Origin of the sequence: Methyloversatilis universalis FAM5, assembly GCF_000214035.2 — a bacterium.
Classification (GTDB): Bacteria; Pseudomonadota; Gammaproteobacteria; order Burkholderiales; family Rhodocyclaceae; genus Methyloversatilis; species Methyloversatilis universalis.
Map to the genome: position 1 here is coordinate 80127 of NZ_AFHG01000043.1, position 20250 is coordinate 100376.

Annotated in this window: 23 protein-coding genes; 12 read left to right on the forward strand and 11 right to left on the reverse strand. The window is 67.0% G+C overall.

Annotated features, from left to right (window positions below; translation table 11 throughout):
- A complete protein-coding gene (locus METUNV1_RS07885) occupies positions 1-945 on the forward strand; it encodes a hypothetical protein (RefSeq protein WP_043359384.1) in 945 nt (314 codons plus the stop codon).
- 67 nt (positions 946-1012) lie between these two features.
- On the opposite strand, the gene METUNV1_RS19965 is transcribed toward METUNV1_RS07885, so the two are convergent.
- The 3 genes from METUNV1_RS19965 to METUNV1_RS07900 form a co-directional block, all read right to left on the reverse strand.
- Complete coding sequence (locus tag METUNV1_RS19965; RefSeq protein ID WP_008060583.1) at positions 1013-1189, reverse strand: PIN domain-containing protein; 177 nt, start codon at positions 1187-1189, stop codon at positions 1013-1015.
- A gap of 344 nt (positions 1190-1533) precedes the next feature.
- Positions 1534-1917 carry a type II toxin-antitoxin system death-on-curing family toxin gene (locus tag METUNV1_RS07895; protein WP_008060586.1) on the reverse strand — a complete coding sequence of 128 codons (384 nt, stop codon included), beginning with the start codon at positions 1915-1917 and terminating at the stop codon, positions 1534-1536.
- A 29-nt stretch (positions 1918-1946) separates the two neighbouring features.
- A complete protein-coding gene (locus METUNV1_RS07900; RefSeq protein WP_008060588.1) occupies positions 1947-2177 on the reverse strand; it encodes a hypothetical protein in 231 nt (76 codons plus the stop codon).
- A 207-nt stretch (positions 2178-2384) separates the two neighbouring features.
- Here METUNV1_RS07900 and METUNV1_RS07905 point away from each other — a divergent pair, with 207 nt between their 5' ends.
- The 3 genes from METUNV1_RS07905 (at position 2385) to METUNV1_RS07915 (ending at position 3517) form a co-directional block, all read left to right on the forward strand.
- Positions 2385-2618: an antitoxin gene (locus METUNV1_RS07905; protein ID WP_008060590.1), complete on the forward strand. Its 234-nt coding sequence runs from the start codon at positions 2385-2387 to the stop codon at positions 2616-2618.
- Positions 2618-3040 (forward strand): PIN domain-containing protein, encoded by a 423-nt coding sequence (locus METUNV1_RS07910; protein WP_008060592.1) that lies wholly within the window; start codon positions 2618-2620, stop codon positions 3038-3040. The genes METUNV1_RS07905 and METUNV1_RS07910 overlap by 1 nt, the downstream gene beginning before the upstream one ends.
- Before the next feature lie 150 nt (positions 3041-3190).
- Positions 3191-3517 carry a hypothetical protein gene (locus METUNV1_RS07915; RefSeq protein WP_008060593.1) on the forward strand — a complete coding sequence of 109 codons (327 nt, stop codon included), beginning with the start codon at positions 3191-3193 and terminating at the stop codon, positions 3515-3517.
- 268 nt (positions 3518-3785) lie between these two features.
- Here METUNV1_RS07915 and METUNV1_RS07920 read toward each other — a convergent pair whose 3' ends face one another.
- A complete protein-coding gene (locus METUNV1_RS07920) occupies positions 3786-4757 on the reverse strand; it encodes a catalase family peroxidase (RefSeq protein ID WP_008060596.1) in 972 nt (323 codons plus the stop codon).
- 154 nt (positions 4758-4911) lie between these two features.
- On the opposite strand from METUNV1_RS07920, the gene METUNV1_RS07925 reads away from it, so the two are divergent.
- From METUNV1_RS07925 to METUNV1_RS07950, 6 genes are all read left to right on the forward strand, one after another.
- The gene (locus METUNV1_RS07925) at positions 4912-5541 is read left to right on the forward strand and encodes a DUF502 domain-containing protein (protein WP_008060598.1); all 630 of its coding nucleotides are present in this window, start codon (positions 4912-4914) and stop codon (positions 5539-5541) included.
- A 255-nt stretch (positions 5542-5796) separates the two neighbouring features.
- A complete protein-coding gene (locus METUNV1_RS07930; RefSeq protein WP_008060599.1) occupies positions 5797-6510 on the forward strand; it encodes a PEP-CTERM sorting domain-containing protein in 714 nt (237 codons plus the stop codon).
- A gap of 76 nt (positions 6511-6586) precedes the next feature.
- A complete protein-coding gene (locus tag METUNV1_RS07935) occupies positions 6587-7018 on the forward strand; it encodes a DUF1810 domain-containing protein (RefSeq protein ID WP_008060600.1) in 432 nt (143 codons plus the stop codon).
- Positions 7019-7107: 89 nt separating this feature from the next.
- Positions 7108-8787: an ABC transporter ATP-binding protein/permease gene (locus tag METUNV1_RS07940; RefSeq protein WP_008060601.1), complete on the forward strand. Its 1680-nt coding sequence runs from the start codon at positions 7108-7110 to the stop codon at positions 8785-8787.
- A gap of 120 nt (positions 8788-8907) precedes the next feature.
- Positions 8908-9576 (forward strand): energy transducer TonB, encoded by a 669-nt coding sequence (locus METUNV1_RS07945; protein ID WP_008060607.1) that lies wholly within the window; start codon positions 8908-8910, stop codon positions 9574-9576.
- A gap of 202 nt (positions 9577-9778) precedes the next feature.
- Positions 9779-11023: a methyl-accepting chemotaxis protein gene (locus tag METUNV1_RS07950; RefSeq protein ID WP_008060609.1), complete on the forward strand. Its 1245-nt coding sequence runs from the start codon at positions 9779-9781 to the stop codon at positions 11021-11023.
- A gap of 15 nt (positions 11024-11038) precedes the next feature.
- On the opposite strand, the gene METUNV1_RS07955 is transcribed toward METUNV1_RS07950, so the two are convergent.
- Positions 11039-11698, reverse strand: coding sequence for a pyridoxamine 5'-phosphate oxidase family protein (locus tag METUNV1_RS07955; protein WP_008060610.1), 660 nt, complete (start codon positions 11696-11698; stop codon positions 11039-11041).
- Between the two features lie 159 nt (positions 11699-11857).
- Between METUNV1_RS07955 and METUNV1_RS07960 the strand changes: the two genes are divergently transcribed.
- Positions 11858-12511: a c-type cytochrome gene (locus tag METUNV1_RS07960; RefSeq protein WP_008060613.1), complete on the forward strand. Its 654-nt coding sequence runs from the start codon at positions 11858-11860 to the stop codon at positions 12509-12511.
- 36 nt (positions 12512-12547) lie between these two features.
- Here METUNV1_RS07960 and cybH read toward each other — a convergent pair whose 3' ends face one another.
- Positions 12548-13252 carry a Ni/Fe-hydrogenase, b-type cytochrome subunit gene (cybH, locus tag METUNV1_RS07965; protein ID WP_008060615.1) on the reverse strand — a complete coding sequence of 235 codons (705 nt, stop codon included), beginning with the start codon at positions 13250-13252 and terminating at the stop codon, positions 12548-12550.
- A 47-nt stretch (positions 13253-13299) separates the two neighbouring features.
- Positions 13300-14976 carry a methyl-accepting chemotaxis protein gene (locus METUNV1_RS07970; protein WP_008060617.1) on the reverse strand — a complete coding sequence of 559 codons (1677 nt, stop codon included), beginning with the start codon at positions 14974-14976 and terminating at the stop codon, positions 13300-13302.
- A gap of 351 nt (positions 14977-15327) precedes the next feature.
- On the opposite strand from METUNV1_RS07970, the gene METUNV1_RS07975 reads away from it, so the two are divergent.
- Positions 15328-15975, forward strand: a complete 648-nt coding sequence (locus METUNV1_RS07975) for an SGNH/GDSL hydrolase family protein (RefSeq protein ID WP_008060622.1) — start codon at positions 15328-15330, stop codon at positions 15973-15975.
- Between the two features lie 6 nt (positions 15976-15981).
- Here the strand turns inward: METUNV1_RS07975 and METUNV1_RS07980 are convergent, their stop codons facing one another.
- From METUNV1_RS07980 to METUNV1_RS07995, 4 genes are all read right to left on the reverse strand, one after another.
- Positions 15982-16608: a PEP-CTERM sorting domain-containing protein gene (locus METUNV1_RS07980; RefSeq protein ID WP_008060623.1), complete on the reverse strand. Its 627-nt coding sequence runs from the start codon at positions 16606-16608 to the stop codon at positions 15982-15984.
- Between the two features lie 86 nt (positions 16609-16694).
- Positions 16695-17762, reverse strand: a complete 1068-nt coding sequence (locus tag METUNV1_RS07985; protein WP_008060624.1) for a PEP-CTERM sorting domain-containing protein — start codon at positions 17760-17762, stop codon at positions 16695-16697.
- Between the two features lie 175 nt (positions 17763-17937).
- A complete protein-coding gene (locus METUNV1_RS07990; protein WP_139026324.1) occupies positions 17938-18717 on the reverse strand; it encodes a transporter family protein in 780 nt (259 codons plus the stop codon).
- Between the two features lie 37 nt (positions 18718-18754).
- Positions 18755-20250 (reverse strand): DUF5666 domain-containing protein (locus METUNV1_RS07995; protein ID WP_139026325.1); only part of this gene is annotated, 1496 nt, incomplete at its 5' end.

Sequence of the window (20250 nt, forward strand, 5' to 3'; positions counted from 1 at the left end):
ATGGACTATGCGATTTTTTTTCGGCGAGCTATTGCCATCGATCGCCTGACCAAAGAGCTTGGGAAATATGATGTCTTTGTCTCGGCTTATAACTCTAGTGACCGGGTGCAAAGAGTCTTCTCTGAAGTGAGGGCCAGTCGGAAGATCTGGCTAGTTCATCCCGAATATCAATATACAGCGATTGATTTGCCCGATGGTTATCCTACGGTTCTTCCTGCCGACAGGGATGAATTGGTTCAGGTCGACGCGTTACTTTCGGAGATCGGGACCATCGGATCTGGTCATCTATGTATAGACATTACCGGATTCATGCGGCACACGTTAGCCTTCTTACTTCCTAAGCTACTACATGCCGGGATAGGAGAGTTCACCGCACTTTATTCTGAGCCGGTGAGCTACAGCAAGCAAGAGGCGACCCAGTTCAGCACGACCACTTCGGGTTCTGTGCGACCTGTTAGGGGTATGTATGGCTCACCTGGCGCAGGGAAGGACCACCTAGTAATGGCGATCGGATATGACCACAAGCTGATTAGCGAGGTCTCTGCCTACAAAGATGGGGTGATTACCCATCCACTATTTGCATTTCCGTCGCTAAGCGCGGATATGTATCAACAAAGTGCTGTGCGCGCTGAAAAGAGCGGCGATATTGTACTCAAACCAGAATGGGTTAGTAACCGGCTTTTCGCACCAGCGAACGACCCATTTGCAACTGCCGGTGTGGTGTCCGAGTTGGTTCGAACCATTGATACCAAAGGCGTTGGGCAGAATATCTATCTCTCGCCACTTTCTACCAAACCACAAGTCTTAGGCATGAGCCTTTTTTGGCTGCTGGAAGGGCAAAGTAGGGGGCGGTGTTCGTTGCTCTTGCCCGAATGTGTAACATACTCGAGAGAAACCAGCACCGGTTTACGGCGTCTTTGGAAATATCGCGTCGAACTTACGTAAAAAAGCAGCAATATGGACGCAGCAGAATTTCCCCGGATTTTCCCACCCTCTTCCACCACGGCACGGTTCAGCTCATCGCCGTGCTCAGCCCAAGATGTGCGACGAAAGGGTCGAAGTCGCGGTCGCTGTAGAGCAACGCGTAATCCGATTCGATGCAGCGGGTGGCGATCAGCGTATCTATCGTCTTGCGGATCGTGATGCCACGCTCGCGCAACTCGATCGTTGCGCGCCGCCTGTATTGCAATGTCCTGACCGCCGATATCGACAGCGTCCATCCCGGTCAGCAGCGTCCGCGCCTGATCGAAATCCCGCTGGCTGCCGAAGCTCTGCAGCACTTCGGTCAGGGTGAGGTCGCCGATGCTCCGCGGTTCACTGCCCGGCAGTGCGTCCAGCCTTTCGGCCTGCGGGGTGGCGGTGCCCCGGAAACAGTCGATCCAGACGCTGGCATCCCCCCGGATCAAGCGTGGGCCCTCATCGCGTCGAGGTCACCTTCCCACTGAAGCTTGCCCCTGACGCGACGGATTTCTCCTGCTGGGAAGGAATGCCGCTCACGCCTCATCGCGACCCCATGAGCGTTTCCGCCACGCACTAATCCGGCCGGGCGATGATGCCGCGTAACCACGGCTCCAGATGGGCGATGTCAAAGGTGCCGGCGTCGAACATGTCCATCATCCGGGCAAAAACGGCGTCCGGTGACTGATTCAGACGGCAGCCATTGATACGCAGGAAGACGTCGGTCGCGGCGAAGGCGACACGCTTGTTGCCGTCGATGAAAGGGTGGTTGATGGCGAGGCTTTCGAACAGCGCCGCAGCTTCGGCCACGACGTCTTCGTAGTAGCCGGACTGCGGGCGGAACAGCGCGGATTCGAGTGCTCCGGCATCACGCAGGCCCGGGCTTCCGCCATATCGCTGTATCAGCACGGCATGCAGCGCGAGCACGTCGGCAAGGGTCAGGTAATCCCGTGCCCTCACGTGGCGCTCACTTGGCACTCACTTGGCACTCACTTGGCAAGTTCGCGGTACAGGCTGTCGAATTCGCCGAGGCTGTCCGCGAACGCTTCCATGACATGTCTGCGCGGCCGGCCCTGTGCCTTGCGCTCGATATAGTCGCGCAGGGCTTCATCCAGCACCACCTGGAACTGCCGGCCTTCGGATTCGGCAATCTGCCTCAGCGCGGCGAGCACTTCGGGCGAGGCCTGAGATGAGAACTTTTCGCGAGTCTGGGCGGACATGTCGCCTCCGTCAGGATTCATCTTGATGCGTCATGATAGATCACGATGCTGCGACCAGACACGCGTAACAACAGGGGACGCAGCAACATTCCCAACGCACGATTCGCCGCTTTCTGGGCATCACACAACCCGCGCCCTCTCCGACCTGACCGCCGTTGAACCAAGGCATGTGTTTTGCCATATGCCAACCAGACCCCGGGATCGACCATGACAGAACGCCACGCCTCACTGTTCCGCAACGGCCGTAATCAGGCGGTACGCATCCCGCGAGAGTTCGAACCTGAAGGTGCCGAGGTGCTGATCCGGAAGGAAGGCGACAGACTCATCCTCACGCCCATCAGCAAGAACCGCCTGCTGGACCTTCTGGCTTCCCGGGCGCCGCTGGACGAAGGTCTGCCCGAGGTGGAAGACCTGCCGCCCCAGGAACGGGCCGAGTTCTGATGGCGCAACCGCTCTGGATGCTGGATACCCATGCACTGTCAGAACTGATCCGCGACCCGCGTGGCCTGGTGATGCAGCATCTGTCCGATGTGGCGCCCGACGTGGTGTCCCCCCGCATCGTGGTGGCCTGCGAGTGGCGCTTCGGCGCACAACGAAGAGGCTCTGCAGTACTGACCGAACGTGTAAATGCGCTGCCGGATGCAATGGTGGTTCAGCCCTTTGATGAGCCGGCGGACGCACACTATGTCGACATCCGCGCTACGCTTGAACTTGCCGGTACCCCGATAGGCAGTCATGGCATGCTGATCGCGGCACATGCCAGATCACGTACTCTGACGCCGGTGACGCATAAGCTGCGCGAGTTCCAGCGCGTGCCGGGGCTGAAGGTGGAAGACTGGCTTGCACCATCGCCCGCGAAATGAGCGCCGATGCCCCGTACCCTGCCGCCCTTGCCTCGGATCAATCAGCCGGGAAAGCGTCGGTCGGCATGTCGTTTCGCACCTATCAGGATTGCGGATAAGAAAACAGGAGGCCGACCGTGGCATTCGGCCCCCTCAAAACAGGAGTTGTCGATGAGCTACAGTTTTCCGGCCGAAAAATTCTCCGTCGCCCGTGATGCATTGATTCAGCCGCACCCGGACGGTCAGCATGTGTCGCTGGAAACGGCGCTCATCGAGTGCCGTGTCGGCCTGCACCGGATGAACCGTTCCAAGCTGGATTCAACTACCCGGTCTCGGATTTTCAGGCTCGAAGGCTTCATGGATTCAACGGGCTTTTCCGAAGCCGATGGCGACAGCGCCTGGACGGTACGGCTGAAAAGCCTGTCCGATCAAGAGCGGTCGGAAATCTTCCGTCTGGTGGATGATCTGGCGAATTTTTTCGCCAGCCAGGAGGCGTAGGGAGCGCTGTCGGGCGTGCCGTCGTCCCGCGTCCGGACGGCGGCGGAACCGGGAACCGCAGGGTCAGGCGCTGAGGTTTTCTCTGCGCCCCAGCCCTGCCCCACGTGCCGCCCTATCGCCGGCGGCTGCCCGATCAGTCGCTTGAAGCCCTGCGAGATCGCAGCTTCGGATTCACGCCCGATCTCCTGCGCGAGGGTGAGCGGGTCGAGACGGGCTTGCCGATCAAGGGCATCGGCCACCGAGGTGTCTTGGCCTCCTCACGTCACCTTCACTGCCCGCTCAGCCGCTTCCCGAAAGAGATCGCGTAAGCCGGCGACCGCATGCGCAGGATGGGGTCATCGCCGGCGCGGATGCCTTCGCTCAGCACATTGGGGTCGAAATTGAGGCCGGTGCAGGCGTCGCCGCCGACGGCGGTGATGGTGAGCGTTCCGGCGTTCAGTTCCGGGCGGTCGCTCGGCCAGGGGCGTGACGGGTCGGATTCGTTGTCGCCGGGCTGGCCCAGCGTAACGATCCAGTCGAACTGCACCGGCGCGGAGGCCACCTGCTGGCTCAGTCTCGCCGCAAGGAAGTCGGCCGGGGCTGAAGCCAGCTCGGCGTCGGTGAGACCGCGGATGCCGTCGCGCGGCTGCAGGCGCCAGCGCACGGCGCGCTCGCCGGCGGCGGTGGCGAAATGGAAGGTGTGCAGGCCGAAATAGGCGGCATTCGCGTAGCTCCACGGCGGCGGATTGCCCTGCAGCCACTGGAACTGGGCCTGGGTGTCCGGATGTGCCGTGCGATAGGCCGCCAGCTTTGCGCTGTCCGGCTTGCCGTCAGGGCCCGGCAGCGAGGCGCGCAGCAGGCCGAGGAAGCTTTCGGGCGTGGCGGCACCGAATACCGGGGTGCTGAGCGTGGCGATGTTGTGCACGCGGTCGTCGGGCAGCGAGAACTGGGCGGCCAGGCCGCGCGGCGACCGGGTGGCGTCGGGCACCGCCGGGTTTCCGCCGGCCATCGAGAAGCGGATCTGCGCCGGCCGGCGCTCCCCCGAAAAGAGCGGTGAGGTGAACAGGCGGGCCGCCTCGGCGCTGCCGGTAAAACTGCCGACCGCGCACACGCCCTTGGCGTGGCCCTTGCGCGCGCCCTTGTGTTCGCCGAACAGCCCCTGGAAGGCGTCGATGAAATCCTTGGCCTGGGCCGGCGGCTCTTCCGCACGCAAGGGGCTGCTGGCGATCGCCGCCAGCACGAACAGGGTACTGATGCGCATGATTCACTCCGAAAGGCAGGGCAGCCGGGGACGGCCGCGACCGCCAACAGACCGCCTGCGCGCGGCCGGGTTCGCGGCGCCGTGCCGGCGCAAGCCTACGCCGGGTGACATGTTCGCGCGGTAAGCTCATCCGGTTCCGTTCCGACTGCCTGCCATGAAGCGTCGTCTTTACCGATATTTCTTCCGCGGCCTGATCACCTTTCTGCCGGTGTTCCTGACCCTCTACGTGCTGGTGGTGTTCGTCACCTGGACCGAAAGCGTGGCGATGAAGCTGGTCCATCCGCTGACCGGCGATTTCTATCTGCCCGGCCTGGGCATCGGCCTCGGCGCGCTGCTCATCATCGGCCTCGGCGCGCTCGTGTCGCGGCCGGAAACCGCGCGCTGGCTGTCCATGCTCGAACTGCCGTTCAACAACCTGCCGGTGGTGAAAAGCATCTATTCGTCGCTGAAGAACTTCGCCGACTATTTCGCGCCGCACGCGAAGTCGCCGCAGCAGGTGGTGCTGCTGCGCATGCCCGGCAACGAGATGGGCATCGTCGGGCTGATCACGCGGCAGTCGATGGCCGGCCTGCCCGCCGAACTGTCCGCACTGGAGGACCAGGTCGCGGTGTATCTGCCGATGGGTTACATGATCGGCGGCTACACGGTGTTCGTGCCGCGCGCCTGGGTGACGCCGGTGAACATGTCGGTCGAAGAGGCGATGCGCATGGCGCTGATCGCCTTCATGTCGTCGAACCGGAACGGCGCGGGCAGCAGCTCAGGCGGCGGATCGGCCACCCAGTAAGCACAGCACCGACCGCCCTGGGCAGCGGCAGGCGGTGCGCGGCGCCGGCATGCGTGCCACCGGTCACGGCAGCCACGCTCAGGCATGACCCACTACGCGCATATGCGTATTGAGTCATGCCGGGCTGCCGACCAGAATGCGTTCCGCACTCCGGCGCGTGTCCCTGTCATGCGGACGACCGCGGCCGGGCGGGGTCAGCCGGGCTGCGCCAGCCGCTGCTGACCGTGGACCACACCGGACACAGGACACGCCGACATGAAACCCATCCCGCTCATTGCCTCCCTCATTCTCGGCCTGTCGGCGCTGTCGCACGCAGGCGGGGCGGCCGCCGCCCCCATTGTGCTGAGCACGCTGCCGTCGTGGAACGGCACCGACAGCATCGGCGAATTCGGTGCGGCCGGCTTCTCCGCCTGGGGGCAGTTCTTCCGCGCGCCGACCGGCGTGAACCGCATGCTCGACTTCACCTTCGTGCTGAGCGACGCCATCCAGGGCAGCGACGCCACGCCGGTGCCGGTCACCTTTCAGGCCTATCTGGTGCCGTACGACATCGCGGCCCGCCGCATCACCGGCCCCGCGCTCTACACCAGCGCGCCGGTCACCGTACCGCTCACCGACGGCCTGCAGTTCGTGCCCTACACCTTCGACATGGACGTGGAGGTGGCGGCGGCCAGCGGCTACCTGATGTTCCTGTTCGCCAACAACTACGAGTTGCGCATTCCGCTGGATTCGCGGCTGCGTCTGGCGACCGCGGGCGAGTCGCTCCCGGTGGGCGCCTACAACTTCGTACTCGATGCCGACGCCAGTCTGGATAGGGTACTCGCGGCCCAGTGGTTCTCGCTGGCCGGGCCGGATCTGGCGTTCTCCGCGACCTTCGACAACCGCCCGACCGACGTGCCGGAACCGGGCACGCTGGCGCTGCTGGCCGGCGCCGGCCTCGCCGGCGGGTGGATGCGCAGACGGCGAACCTGAGCGCACGGCGCCCCTTTACCGGACGCCGGTGGCCGGGCGTACGCTGCGGTGATCCGCTGCTTCCGACACCGGCACCATGACAGCCCCCGCCCCGGCACCGCTCGACCGCTTCCTGTCCGCCCAGGAGCGCGACTACACCGTCGCGCTGCAGGAACTGAAGGACGGCCGGAAGCGCAGCCACTGGATCTGGTATGTGCTGCCCCAGCTGCGGGCACTGGGCCGCAGCCCGCGGGCCCGCGAATACGGCATCGCCGACCGGGCCGAGGCAGCGGCCTACATCGCGCACCCGGTACTCGGGCCACGGCTGATCGAATGCGTGCAGGCGTTGCTCACCCATCCGGAGCGCAGCGCGGTCGACATGCTGGGCGAGGTCGATGCACTCAAATTCCGCTCCTGCCTCACGCTGTTCGCCGAGGTGGCACCGGACGAACCCTGCTTCCGCCGCGCACTGGCCGTGTTCTACGACAACGAGCCGGACCGCGAAACGCTGCGTCTGCTGGCAGGCTGAAGCGCAGCAGCGCCCGGCAGCAGACGACCGCGGGGCGGTAACATCGGCGCTGCCGTCCGGCCGCCCGCCCGGTCACCGATCCCGCCGCCATGACCACCCTCACCGTCCGCACCTTCCGGCTCGCTGCTCCGTTCTGGCGTGATCCGGCCACCCGACGCACCGCATGGCTGCTGGGGTGCGTACTGCTCGTGCTGACCGCGCTGGTGACCGGCCTGAACTACGGGCTCACGGTGACCCAGAAAACCTTCTTCGACGCGCTGGAAGCCCGCGACACGCCGGGCTTCGCGCACGGCGCGACGCTGTTCTTCGCCGCGGTGGCCGCCTGGATACTGGCTGCCACGCTGAAGAACTACATGGAACAGGCACTGGAAATCCGCTGGCGCCAGCGACTGACCGCCACCACGCTGGCGCGCTGGCTGGACGGCCACACCTTCTACCGCATCGAGCGCGACCGCAGCTGCGACAACCCGGACCAGCGCATCAGCGAGGACATCACCGAATACGTGCGGCTCATGATCCTGCTCGGCCTCGGCTTCGTCGCCAACCTCGGCACGCTGGGTTCGATGGGCTGGCTGCTGTGGACGTCCGCCGGGCCGATGGATTTCAGCGTTGGCGGCCACAGCTTCACCGTGCCCGGCTATCTGTTCTGGGTGGCCATCGGGTGGGGCGTGCTGCAGACCGTGGTCACCCACCTCGCCGGTCACCGGCTGGCCGCGGTAACCGTAACGCAGCAGACGGTGGAGGCGGATTTCCGCTTCGCGCTGGCCAAGGTACGCGACTCGGCCGAGCAGATCGCGCTCTACCGCGGCAACGGGGTGGAACAGCAACGGCTCGGCCGGCTGTTCGACGCGATACGCGGCAACTGGCAGGTGCTCATGCGGCAGAACGTGTGGCTGAATCTGGCCAGCGGCGGCTTTTCCGGCGTGGCGCTGGCGGTGCCGGTGCTGGCGGTGGCCCCCAGGGTGCTGGCCGGCGACATGACGCTGGGCACGCTGATGCAGGACGTGGGCGCCTTCACCGAAACCTCGGCTGCCATCGCCTGGTTCGCGCTCTCTTACCGCGATCTGTTCCAGCTGTCGGCGCGGGTGCAGCGCCTGAACGCGCTGGAGGCGGCGATGGCGCAGCCGGAGCCGGACGGCATCACGCTGCGGCGCGATGCGGCCCAGCCCGCGGTGCAGGGCGCGGACATCGCCCTCGCGCTGCCGGACGGCCGGGCGCTCAGCGCGGTCGGCGCACTGCGTTTCGCGCCGGGCGAGCGCTGGCTGGTGCGCGGCCCCTCCGGCTGCGGCAAGAGCACCCTGCTGCGCGCGCTGGCCGGGCTGTGGCCTTTCGGGCGCGGCCGGATCACGCTGCCCGGCGAGGCGCGCCTCATGTTCCTGCCGCAACGCAACTACCTGCCGGACGGCCCGCTGAAGGACGCGCTGGCCTACCCGGCCGACGCCGCCGGCCACGACGACGCCACGCTGGCGCAGACGCTGGCCGACTGCCGGCTGCCGCATCTCGCGGCCCGGCTGGACGAGCACGCCGACTGGGCGCACACGCTGTCACCCGGCGAACAGCAGCGCCTGGCCTTCGCCCGCGCGCTGCTGTACCGGCCGGGCGTACTGTTCATGGACGAAGCCACCAGCGCGCTCGACCCGGACACCGAAGCCCACCTGATGGGCCTGCTGCTGGCGCGCCTGCCCGGCTGCACGCTGGTCAGCGTGGCCCACCGCAGCACGCTGGACGCCTTTCACGACCGGCAGCTGGACATGGCACCCGGCGTATAGCTCACGCGCGGTGCGTGCATCCGGCCAGGCACCGCCGCCCGGCCGGAGATGAAGGCCGGCCACGACATCCGCATCAGGACGGCTGTATATTCCGGTCATCCCGACTGACCGACACCCGCCATGCCGCGCTGCCGTACCGCACTGATTGCCGCCCTGTTCGCGGCGCTGCACACCCCGCTCTCGCTGGCACAGGATCTGCCGCAGGACGACGGGCAGGCACGGTGCGATGCGCCACGTCTGCGCTTGGACGTCAGAAAGGAACACGCGGCGCTGCGCCAGCTTTACTGGGGTCATGTCAACGCGCTGCTGAAGGATGAAAGCTTCCGGACTTTTTCGCGCGCGCTGCTCGAGCGTGACCCGGAACTCGCCGACTCGCTTGCGCTGCATCGCGCGGCACACGCGGAGGGTCGTCACTTCGAACCCCCGAGAAGACTGACAGGCGACAACCCGGCCTATCCCGACCATCTGATCGGCAGGTCCAGCGGCGAAGGGATGGTCCTGCTGCACATGCTGGTGTCGGCGGATGGCACGGTGGAGCGGATCATCCATGTCGACCATCCGGATCTGCCGGTGGCGCAGGCGTTCGTCGACATTGCGATACAGCAGATACGGACGTGGACATTCAGCCCGACGCGAATAGAGGGCGTAGCGGTCGCCAGCGTGGTGACGCAGCCACTCACGTTCAGCAGTCCATACGGCTATCTGCCGCCGGGGCGCACAACACCGCCCGAGCCCGCCCCACCCTCATGGCGCAACGGTAACGCTGCAGACTGGGGCGCACCGGACTGAATCGGACGGCCCTGGAATGCGCCGATCACTTCGCATAGCCAGCGCCTGATCCGCCTGCGCCGGCATCTTTCGCCGCTTTCTGCCCGCAAGTCCGGCCGCACCGTGCCGATTTAGGGTGTATTCCCCGCTGTTCTCGCGCCGCAACACCGGGGCCGGAGCTGGCATGCTCGCCTTTCCGCCCCGACCGCACCCGGACACACCCATGGATTTCATCTCGCGCAGCATCCGCAACAAGCTTCTGGTCATCTGCGGCGGCGGCACCGCCGCGCTGCTGGTGGCGGCCGTGGTCGGCCTCGGGGTCGAGTGGTCGGCCATCGACACGCTGGCCGGCGACATCACGCGCGCCGAGGCACAGGCGATACGCGCCGCCACGCTGGACACGCTGATGCTGATCGGCGCCGCCTTCGCCGTCGTGGTGGCGGTCGCTTTCGGGCTGTTCCTGTGGGCGCTTCAGCGGGCCATCATCGGCCCGGCGCGGCAGCTGTCGGCCGATCTCGAACGGCTGGCCGGCGGCGACTTCCATGCGCCGGTGGCGTGCAGCACCCGCGACGAACTGGGCGATATCGCGCGCAGCGCCGAGCGCATCCGCCATGACCTCGGCGCGCTGGTGTCCCAGCTCACCGAGTCGGCGCATTCGCTGTTCGACGCGTCGCGCACCGTGAGCGGCGAATCGGAACGGGTGGCCGAAGCGTCCAGCGCGCAGACAGTGGCCGCCAGTTCCACCGCCGCCGCGGTAGACGACGTCACCGCCGGCATCCGGCAGGTGGCGGTCAACGCGGGGAACGCGGCGCAGCAGGCGGACGCTTCGCTGGCTCAGTCGGCGCGGGCACAGGACCACCTGGGCGAGCTGCGCGGCGCGGTGGTGCGCGCGGCCGGCGTGATGAACGAAGTGTCGGGCGCGGCCGAAGCCTTCATCGACAACGCGAAGGAAATCACCCAGATGACCCGAGAGGTGCGGGAAATCGCGGATCAGACCAATCTGCTGGCGCTGAACGCGGCGATCGAGGCGGCGCGCGCAGGCGAACAGGGTCGCGGCTTCGCAGTGGTGGCCGACGAGGTGCGCAAGCTGGCGGAGAAGTCCGGCGCATCGGCCGATGCGATCGACACCATCACCCGCTCGCTGTCCGAGCGCGCCGCCAGCCTGTCGGATGCGCTGGCGCACGGACGCGACGCGGTCGGTGAAGCGGAATCGTCGAGCGACTCGGCGCAGCAGGTGATCGGCGCCGCCCACCAGGCGGTGTCGGTCGCGGCGCGCGAGGTGCAGGGCATCAACCAGTCGCTGGAACAGCAGAGCCGCGCCGCGGGCGACATCGCACGCAATGTCGAACAGATCGCCGGCATGTCGGAACAGAACCGCTCGGCGGTGACCACGCTGTCGGCGTCGGTCACCCACCTGCAGTCGCTGGCCGGCCGGCTGAGCGACCTGACCGGCCGCTTCCGGCTGTAAGGGCGCGACGGAGGCTCAGGCCTCCGGGTGGCCGGTCACCACCTTTTCCATCCACTCCTCGATCGGTATCGTGCCGGCCGCCTGTGCACGCGCGGCGTCGGCCGGCGGCAGCACGTCCTGCACCAGGTCGATGCGCTTCCATTCGGCCAGCGGCGTTTCGCACTCTGCGCGCGGCACGTAGCGCGACCGGTCGACCCGCTGGTAGCGGTGGATGTAGCGCGGGCAGTTCTGCCACAGCTCGGACAGTTCGACCCGCACGATGAAATCCGCCTCGGTGTAGAAGGCCATCATCGGGTCGTCACGCGACACCGTGGCGCGCCCCTGCACCCGGATGCGGTGCGGCTTCTCGAAGGAAATGAACAGCAGGCCCACTTCGGCGTTCTGCGCGATATTGCCCATCGAATAGAACATGCCGTTGCCGTCGTAGCTCGGGAACACCAGGGTTGTGCTGTCGACCACGCGCACGAAGCCCGGGTCGCCCCCCTTGTACGACACGGTGGGCCGGCCGCGCGCATCGACCGTGGACAGGAAGAACATGTCCATCGATTCGATGAAGCCCTTGGCCATGTCGTCGAACTCGGTCTTGCAGGCCAGCTCCTCGACGCGGTCGGCCATTGCGCGGGTACCGAATTCGTCCTGGAATGCGCGGTGCTGCGGGTCGTAAAGGCGGCTCATGGATGCGTGCTCCCCCATCGTTGTTATCGGACCCGCAGCATGCCACGAAGCGCGGGGGCGTCGGTCAAGGACTACATGGCGAGTGTGCGCCGGTGTTCCGGCCTAAGATCACAGACAGCAGCCGTATCGATTCCCATCCCTGCAGACCGGAGGATCGCCATGAAAGCCACGCGTCTCAAAGCTTCATACCTCGCCGCCGTCACTCTTTCGCTGCTGATCGCCGCCTGCGGAAAGCCGACCGAACCGCCGGTGCCGGTCACCGCGCCGTCGGCCGATCCAGCAGCACCCGGCGCGGGCGCACCGTCGCCCTCCACGGCCACGCCGGCGCCCGAGACGCCGGCCCCGGCCGCCACCCCGCCCTCGCCGGCCGACACCCAGCAGAACGCCCCCTCCACGCCGAACGGCAGGACACCGCCGGACACCACCGAAAAGCCGCAGCCGATGCCGTCCGGTCAGCCGGCGCCCACCCCCTCGTCGGACGCCAGCCAAGCGCCCCCCGCGCCCGCCGGCGGCGTGACCCCGGTCGCCGCCAACGCGGCAGGCGGCAATATCGTCGCCGGCTGGAAAACCTGGCGCTCGGCCGCCTGCGAGCGCTGCCACGGCGCCGCGCAGGAAGGCATGGTCGGCCCCTCGCTGATCGAGTCGCTGAAGCGGCTGTCGAAGGACGAGGTCAGAAAGACCGTACTGGAAGGCCGGCTGGAGCGCGGCATGCCGGGCCATCCGTATCTGGCGGACAAGTTCGATGACCTGTACGCCTACCTGAAGGGCCGTTCGGACGGCAGCGTGCCCAAGGTCAGACCCGAAGGCGCCTGACCGCGCACGGCCAGCGGCGCCCGGACCGGCGCCGCCTCAGTCGCGGAACGAGCGCCAGCCGCTGATCATGGTCGAGATGATGCTCTGGCGGCTCATGATGTCCTCGCGCAGCGCGGCATAGACGTGCACGAAGATGAAGCTGAGCAGCACCCACAGGCCCAGCCGGTGCAGGCTGTGCACGGTCTGGCTATCGCCGAGCGCCACCAGCACCCAGCCGAACAGCACATCGCTCCAGTGACCGTGGCCGGCGCCTTCGCTGTACAGCGCGAAGCCGGTCGCGATCATGAACAGGCTGCCCAGCACGAACAGGAAGAACATCATGACCGCGGCCAGCGGGTTGTGGCCGACGTATTTCTTCGGCCGGTCCTCCAGGAAGAAGTACCAGCGCAGTTCGAACATGACCTCGCTCCACCAGGCGCCGTTGAACAGCGGCGGCAGGAAGATCTGGCGCGCGTGCTCGTTGCCGGCGAAGGCCCAGTAGATGCGGCCGGCGAACGCGATGGCCAGCACGTAGCCGGCGGCGAAGTGGGCAAAGCGGACATAGCCCATCAGGTACATGCCGGCGTCGTTGCCCGGCAGCATCAGGAAAGGCTTGCCGATGAAGTAGCCGGTGGCCATCAGCACCGTCATCGCCACCACGGTCACCCAGTGCCACAGGCGCACCGGTGCCTGATACACATAGACCGAGTGCAGCGTGCGGCCCTGTCGCGCAGCGTGATGCATCTGTTCGTGCGAAAGCATGTTCTCCCCCTCCGGTCGGTTCGGTTCTTCGCCTGCGGACGGCCGCCTCAGGCGGCCAGCATCATGTCGGCCGGCACGCCGGCGCGCAGCGTGCCCAAGTTGCGGCCGCCACGACGCATCGGCAGCGCGATGTCGAAATACAGCGTGCCGTCGTCCGCCGCGAAGGGCTGCATCAGCAGCGCGCGGTCGCTGCCGGCGGCGCGTTGCGCGATGTCCGCCGGCGCCGGACAGGCGCCGCTGTGGCCCAGCACCTGGCCGGACGGCGTGGTGACCAGCGCGTAACGCAGCACGCCCACCTCGCCACGCAGCGCACCGACCGCCCGCGTCACTTCCGGCAGCGGGGCGACGCGCGACGCGCTGGCCGCCATTTCCTGGCCGTCGTCGTCGACCGCCAGCGCCGGCGCGCCCGCCACCGCGGCGCTGCACTCGTCACGGTAGCGGCCGAGCACGCTGACGATGGATTCGAGCTGGTCGGAACCCACGCGGAAGGAGGCGGCCAGATCCTGGATGCGCTCGGTCGAGCGGCTCACCTTGCCCAGATTGCGCTCGCCGTCGAGCATGAGGCGCGCTACCCGGTCGCAGCCGTCGTGGATGTCGCTCACCAGCGAATGAATGCGTTCGTTGCTGTCGCCCAGGCTGCGTATCGCGTCGCCGGTGCGGGCGATGCGTTCGCCCATCACCTCGTACTCGCCCACCATGTCGCCGAAGCGGCCGGACACCACGCGCACCGCTTCGCCGGTGGCCAGGATGTGATCGCGGATGTCGTCGGTTTCGGCCCGGGTGCCGGAGACGAGCCGGTTCATGCGATCGATGTTCTGCCCGACGTTCTCTGTCGCGGCCTTCACCTGTTCGGCCAGCGAGCGCACCTCGTCGGCCACCACCGCGAAGCTGCGTCCGTTCTCGCCGGCACGCGACGCCTCGATCGACGCATTCAGCGCCAGCAGATTGGTCTGGTCGGAAATGGTGCTGATGATCTGCACCACCTGGCCGATTTCGGCCGACTGGTTCTGCAGCTGCTGCACCGTGCGCTCGAAGGCGCGCACCCGGGTTTCGAATTCATCCACCCGGCGGGCCGCCGCCTGCAGCTGTTCGAGCGAGGTACGGGCCGCCTCGATGTGGCGGCGGGTCGCTTCGTCCAGATCGGCCGCGTGGCGGCGCGCGCTGTCGACCGCGTCGCGCGTGGTTTCACCGGCCACGAACACCTGCTCGGCCAGCGCGCGCTGCGACTGCGCCAGCTCGGCGGTGTCGCGCAGCGAGCGGGTCAGGTGGGCGGTGTGGCAGGCGGCACCCAGCGTGCCGCGGCGCACCCGGAACACCATGTCTCGCACCCGGCCGTCGCGCTCGGCAATGAGCTTGCTGATCGCCTTCACCGGCGAACTTTCGGGCAGCACGAACTGGCTGGACAGGTCGTTCACGTCGCGCCCGGTATCGGCCAGCGCGTCGGCCATCTGGGTAATGGTGCGGTCCATCTGCCGGATGTAGAGCGCATCGGCAAAGGCGATCATGGCCCCGGCGGCGCAGGCCAGCAGCGCGGCCGCCCGTGGATTCACCCAGTCGAAGGCGGCGGCGACCCCGAACAGCGCGAAGAACAGCGCACAGAAGGCGAAACTGCCCATGCGCAGCGGCGCCGACCGGGTCAGGTCGACCGCGCGCGCCGGCGGCGGCGCCTGGTCGGCCAGCCCGTCGTCGAGCGCACCGGCCGCGTGCTTGGAGTGCTTTGTCATCGGTCCATCTCCAGCGAGTTGTACGCGACACCGGCGTGCGATGCCGCAGCGGAATGTTGCCCGCGGACTGCATCCCGGTTCAGGCAACGACCGACTTTACGGCGTCGGTACACAGCGCTTGAGCCGGGAAATCTGTCACCTGATTCGTGACAAATGGCGTCCCGATGAGGCTTTCCGGGCCGTGGCGAAGCAGGGAAAGACGATGACAAAGCCATCTTCCGGACGGCCGTACAAGGGGTCGGCAAGGGCCGGCCTGAAGCGGTGGTCATGCCAGATGTATTTGCGCAACGCAGCACGCGGGCCATGCCACACTGTCCGCCGCACTCATTTAATTTTTTGATGGAGCGCGCAATGCAGCAAATACTGGTCTACGCCGACTCGCTGTCCTGGGGCATCGTGCCCACCACCCGCCGCCGGCTGGACTTTGACCAGCGCTGGCCCGGCGTGCTGGAAAACGCGCTGAATGAGGGCTCACGCCGGGTGCGCGTGATAGAGGACTGCCTGAACGGCCGCCGCACCGTCTGGGACGACCCGTTCAAGCCGGGTCGCAACGGTCTGCAGGGCCTGGCCCAGCGCATCGAAATCCATTCGCCGCTGGCGCTGGTGGTGCTGATGCTGGGCACCAATGATTTCCAGTCCATGCACCCGCACAACGCCTGGCATTCGGCCCAGGGCACGGCGGCGCTGGTGCGCGCGATCCGCGAAGCGCCGATCGAGCCGGGCATGCCGGTGCCGCCGGTACTGGTGGTGGCGCCGCCGCCGATCACCGCGCCGCGCGGACCGATCGCACCGAAGTTCGAAGGCGGCGAACACAAGTGCGTCGGCCTCGCCGGCGCGCTGCGCACGGTGTGCGACGAACTGGGCTGCGCCTTCTTCGACGCCGGCAGCGTCATCCACGCCAGCCCGCTGGACGGCGTGCATCTGGATGCCGCCCAGCACGCCGAACTGGGCGCCGCCCTGGTCGGTCCGGTCAGTGCGCTGATCGCGCCGGACCGCTGACCGCGGTCAAGCCGCGCGCCCTGAGCGGATGCGGGCCCCCGCAGCGAGCAGGCCGAGGCCGGCCATGAACAGTGCGCCGGTGGCGGGCTCCGGCACCGCCGGCAGCGCGGCCAGCGGCGTAGCGCGGTAGGTGAAGTTGTCGAACGCCAGATGGTCCCAGTCGTCGCCGCCCTGACGGAAGGTGATCGCCATGTAGTCGATCGGCCCGCTGTAGCCGCTCGTCATGAACGCGTGGGTGCCGGTGAAACGCATGCGGTTCTGTGAATCCGCGCGGCCGTCGAACACCACCTGCCCGTCATTTGACAGCACGAAGTAGAACGAGCCGTTGGCGTCCGCGCCGCGTCGGCTCCAGAACTCCGCGCCGTCGAACCAGAAATCGGCGCCATCGACCCGGCGTACCGAAATCGCCGTGCCGGAGAAAGCCACGAAGGCGTCGGCCGGCGCAGACGGCAGCGTCATCGCATGCACGCTGCTGCCCCACTGGAAACCGCCGAATCCGCCAGGCACAGGAATGCCTCCGTTGGCCGGCGCCAGCGCGTTGAAGTCCAGCGTGCCGGCGACCGGACCGGCGGCGAGCGCAGCCGGAGTGGCCGTCACTGCGATCAGGACGGTGAACAGTTGAAGTGCGCGCATGGCGTGTTCCAGGCTCGGACATGTGTGGGGTGGGAACCGGCCCCGGAACGACATGCGGGGCCGGCCGCGCAACGCGCTGGATGGGGTCAGGACAGACGACGGCGACCGATCAGACCGATCAGGCCGAGGCCGGCCATCATGCTCAGCCAGGTCGACGGTTCGGGCACCGGGGCCGCAGCGGCCAGGTTCGCGGCCGCCATCTGGGAGCCGATGTAGCGGCCGATTTCCCACTCCTCCGGCGTATCGCAATCGACCGCGCACAGTGCTTCGTGGTCCTCGGCGTCGTACTGGCCGAGGTACTCGTAGAACTCGTAGCGACGAATGATGGATTTCTTGTCGCCGAATTCGGCCAGCGGCTGTTCCAGAATCAGCTCGTCACCACCACCGCCCTTCTTGTTTTCCGGCGCGGCCTGGAAGATGCGCCATTCGATTTCGGTTTCCGACTGTTCGCGCGGCACCACGTTGTTGTCGCTGAGCAGTTCTTCCAGTTCGACCTCGCGCTCGATTTCGGTGGTGAACACCTTGACCCACTGCGCTTCGCCGAAACGGTCACGGTCACGCGCCGGTTCCGGCGCGATCACCGCCTGCACCACCGGCGGCGCCACCGGATCGGCCGGCGGAACGATGTTCCACACCGGTGCGGCGATCTGTACGTTGCTGCCGACCGCGCTGAGCAGACCGGTGCTCACGTCGCCGCGCAGCCAGCGGTAATAGGTCTGGGTGGCGTTCTGGTTCAGGCCAAGGCCGAAATGCTCGCAGCCGCTGCCCAGATAGCCCGCGCCGCCGCCGGACCAGCAGGAATGGCCATCGGTCGCGGACATGCTGGTCGGCACCGGGGTGGCGTCCAGAAAGCGGCCGGCCACGGCGTCGAAACTGCTGCGGTAGCGGACGAACACGCCACCGGCGAAGTCTTCCATCACCGGGCTGCCATAGCGGTTGTAGGTGCCGCCGAAGGTGTAGCTGATGTCCGCACTGGAAACGCCATGCAGTTCGATCTCGAAACCGTGGGTTTCGGCCCCGGTGTCGTTATAGACGTCGAAATTGCTGAGGCTGCCGTACAGCACCGGTGAGGCTGCGGCCTCACCCGCCAGGCCCGCACAGCACAGCGCGCACAGCAGCGCACGCCTCCGGAATATCCCCTTGTTCGCGCTCATGTCTCTTCTCCCTTGTGTTCCTGCCTGCCGCATCGCGGCTCGCCGATCTGCCTGTCGAGGTGTGGTGATTGTTCCCACACTTGCATGATACACAACGTGGGATTATTTACCACGAAAGACGGGCAAAAAAAGACCGGGCAGCAGGCCCGGCCTTGTTTCGCGGCACGGAGGTCGCTCAGAACATGCGTCCGACGATGATGCCGGAGCCCCAGTCCGGGCTGGCATCCGAAAACCCGGTGACGGCGTAGATCTGCGCCTTCCACTGGTCACTGAAGCGGTGCGAGGCGAACAGCGTGATTTCGCTGATTTCGTCCGAGGTCGGCCGCAGGCGCTGACGCCAGTCGTAGCTCAGACCCACCGTGGTGGTCGCGCCCACCCTGTGCGCCAGACCGACCGAGGCGAACACCGGATTGCGGAAATCGGTGCCGTCCGGATCGCCCATGCGCTTGTAGCCCAGCGTACCGAACAGCGACGCGGGCCCGATGCTGCGATAGACGTCGGCCTGCACGGTGAAGTCCGCCTTGCCGGTGCCAAGGCCGCGCGATTCGCTGCCGGTCGGCAGCTTCACCTTGCCGCCCAGATCGAGCACCCAGCCGCCCGACTCGAACACGGTGTAGCTGGCGCCCGCCACCACGTCACCGAGGCCGGATTCGGTGCCGCGGCGATTGCCGGACACCGACCCGATGGTGACCCGGTCGCTGCCCGAACCCACCACACCGCCCGGGCCGCGGATGCTCACCCACGGCACAGTCAGCTTGAACGTCCAGTCACCGGTTTCGTACTTGCCGATCACCGGCACATAGACGGTATCGGTCTTCTGCGTGCTGCCGTACTTGCCGCTGCTGAAATCCAGTCCGCTGCTCAGCGTGAAACTGCCTTCAGCCTGCACCGCCGTCACCGGCAGTGCTGCCAGCATGCCGGCGACGACCGCCGCCCTTCCCCTCATGTGCTTCATGCCTTCTCCCCGACCGGACCCGCGGGTCCGTGCTGCCTCAACGCTCGATCTTCTCGACCTTCTCGATCTTTTCCACCTTCTCAACCTTCTCAACCTTCTCCGGCTTTTCGATCTTTTCGGGCTTCTCGATCCTTTCGACCTTCTCGACTTTTTCGACCTTCTCCACCTTCTCGATCTTTTCCACCTTCTCTATTTTTTCGATCTTCTCGACTTTCTCGACCTTTTCCACCTTCTCGACTTTTTCAACCTTCTCGATCTTTTCAGCCTTCTCGACCTTCTCCGCCTTCTCGATCCTTTCCGGCTTGTCGGTTCTGTCTCCGGCCTCGACCTTTTCCGGGCGGGCGGTCCGCTCCGTCTGTTCGCGTGCGCTTTCGATCTGCCTGCCGGCACGCTCCTGCACTTTCTCCGCCTCGCGACGGGCCTCCTGCGCGGCATCCTCGCTGTCACGCAGCGCTTCGCTCAGCGCTTTCTGGCTGTCGCGCGAGGCATCCGCGCCGCGCTCGGCGGAACGGTTGTCCCCATCGTCACCACCCGGCGCATCGTCGTCGGTGCGACGTCCGCGGTCATCGCGCTCACCGGTGGTACGGCGGCCGGAAGCAGGCTGCGCGCGCGCACCGTCGCTGCGCGAAGCGCGGGTATCCACGCCCTGCGGTACGTCCACATCCACCTTTTCAGCCTGCAGCACGCCGCGCTCGATGCGCCCGGTGATCCGTACCCGGCGGTTGTCCAGCACGCCGGCCGGCCCGCCCTTCAGCGCGTACGGCGCGGCGGCCACCGGCAGCGTGCCGGTGCGCAGACCGCCCGCGCCCAGCGAACCGCTCGCCAGCGTTTCGATCACCACCTTCTGCGCGCGGTCGGCAAAGCGCAGCGTGGGATCGGCCGCGACCGCACGGGCGACCAGCGCCTGCCCGTTCCACTGCCCGGTCACCAGCGCAGCACCGTTCACCGCACGGGCCGGGGCCTTCGCACCCTGCACCGGCGTGCCGTTCATTCGTGCACTCGCACCGGCGCCCGGCTGCAGCACGCCGATGGCCGACGCTTCGTTCAGCCCGGGCGCCGCGTCGATGCGCGAGGCCTGGATGCCGCCGGCGGCATTGCGCAGACCGCTCACCTTCACCATCTGTCCGGGTGCCAGCGCCTGACCGCCGCCCACCCGCGCGCCCGGCATCAGCGCGATGCGCTGTCCCATCACCGAGTAGGCGCCATCCGGCGTGCGGCCGAGCGGCCCTTCGAGCACGTTCACGATGGCGACATCGCGGGCCCGGAAACCGCCGCCCGGCGTCGGGACCGCTTCGATCGACACCACCTGGCCGACCGCGAGCTTGCCGGCGTCGGCTGCGCGGCCGTTCTCGCTGACCGGCGTGGAGGCGTCGTACTCGACATGCACGCCATTCAGGCACACCGAAGCGAAGCCGGTGATGACACCGACGATGCCGACCGGCTGATCGCCGGCGAGATCGATGCCGGTGCCGCCTATGCCTCCATTCCCGCCGCCCTCGCCCGGCGCACGCCCGGTGCCGCCGACACCGCCCG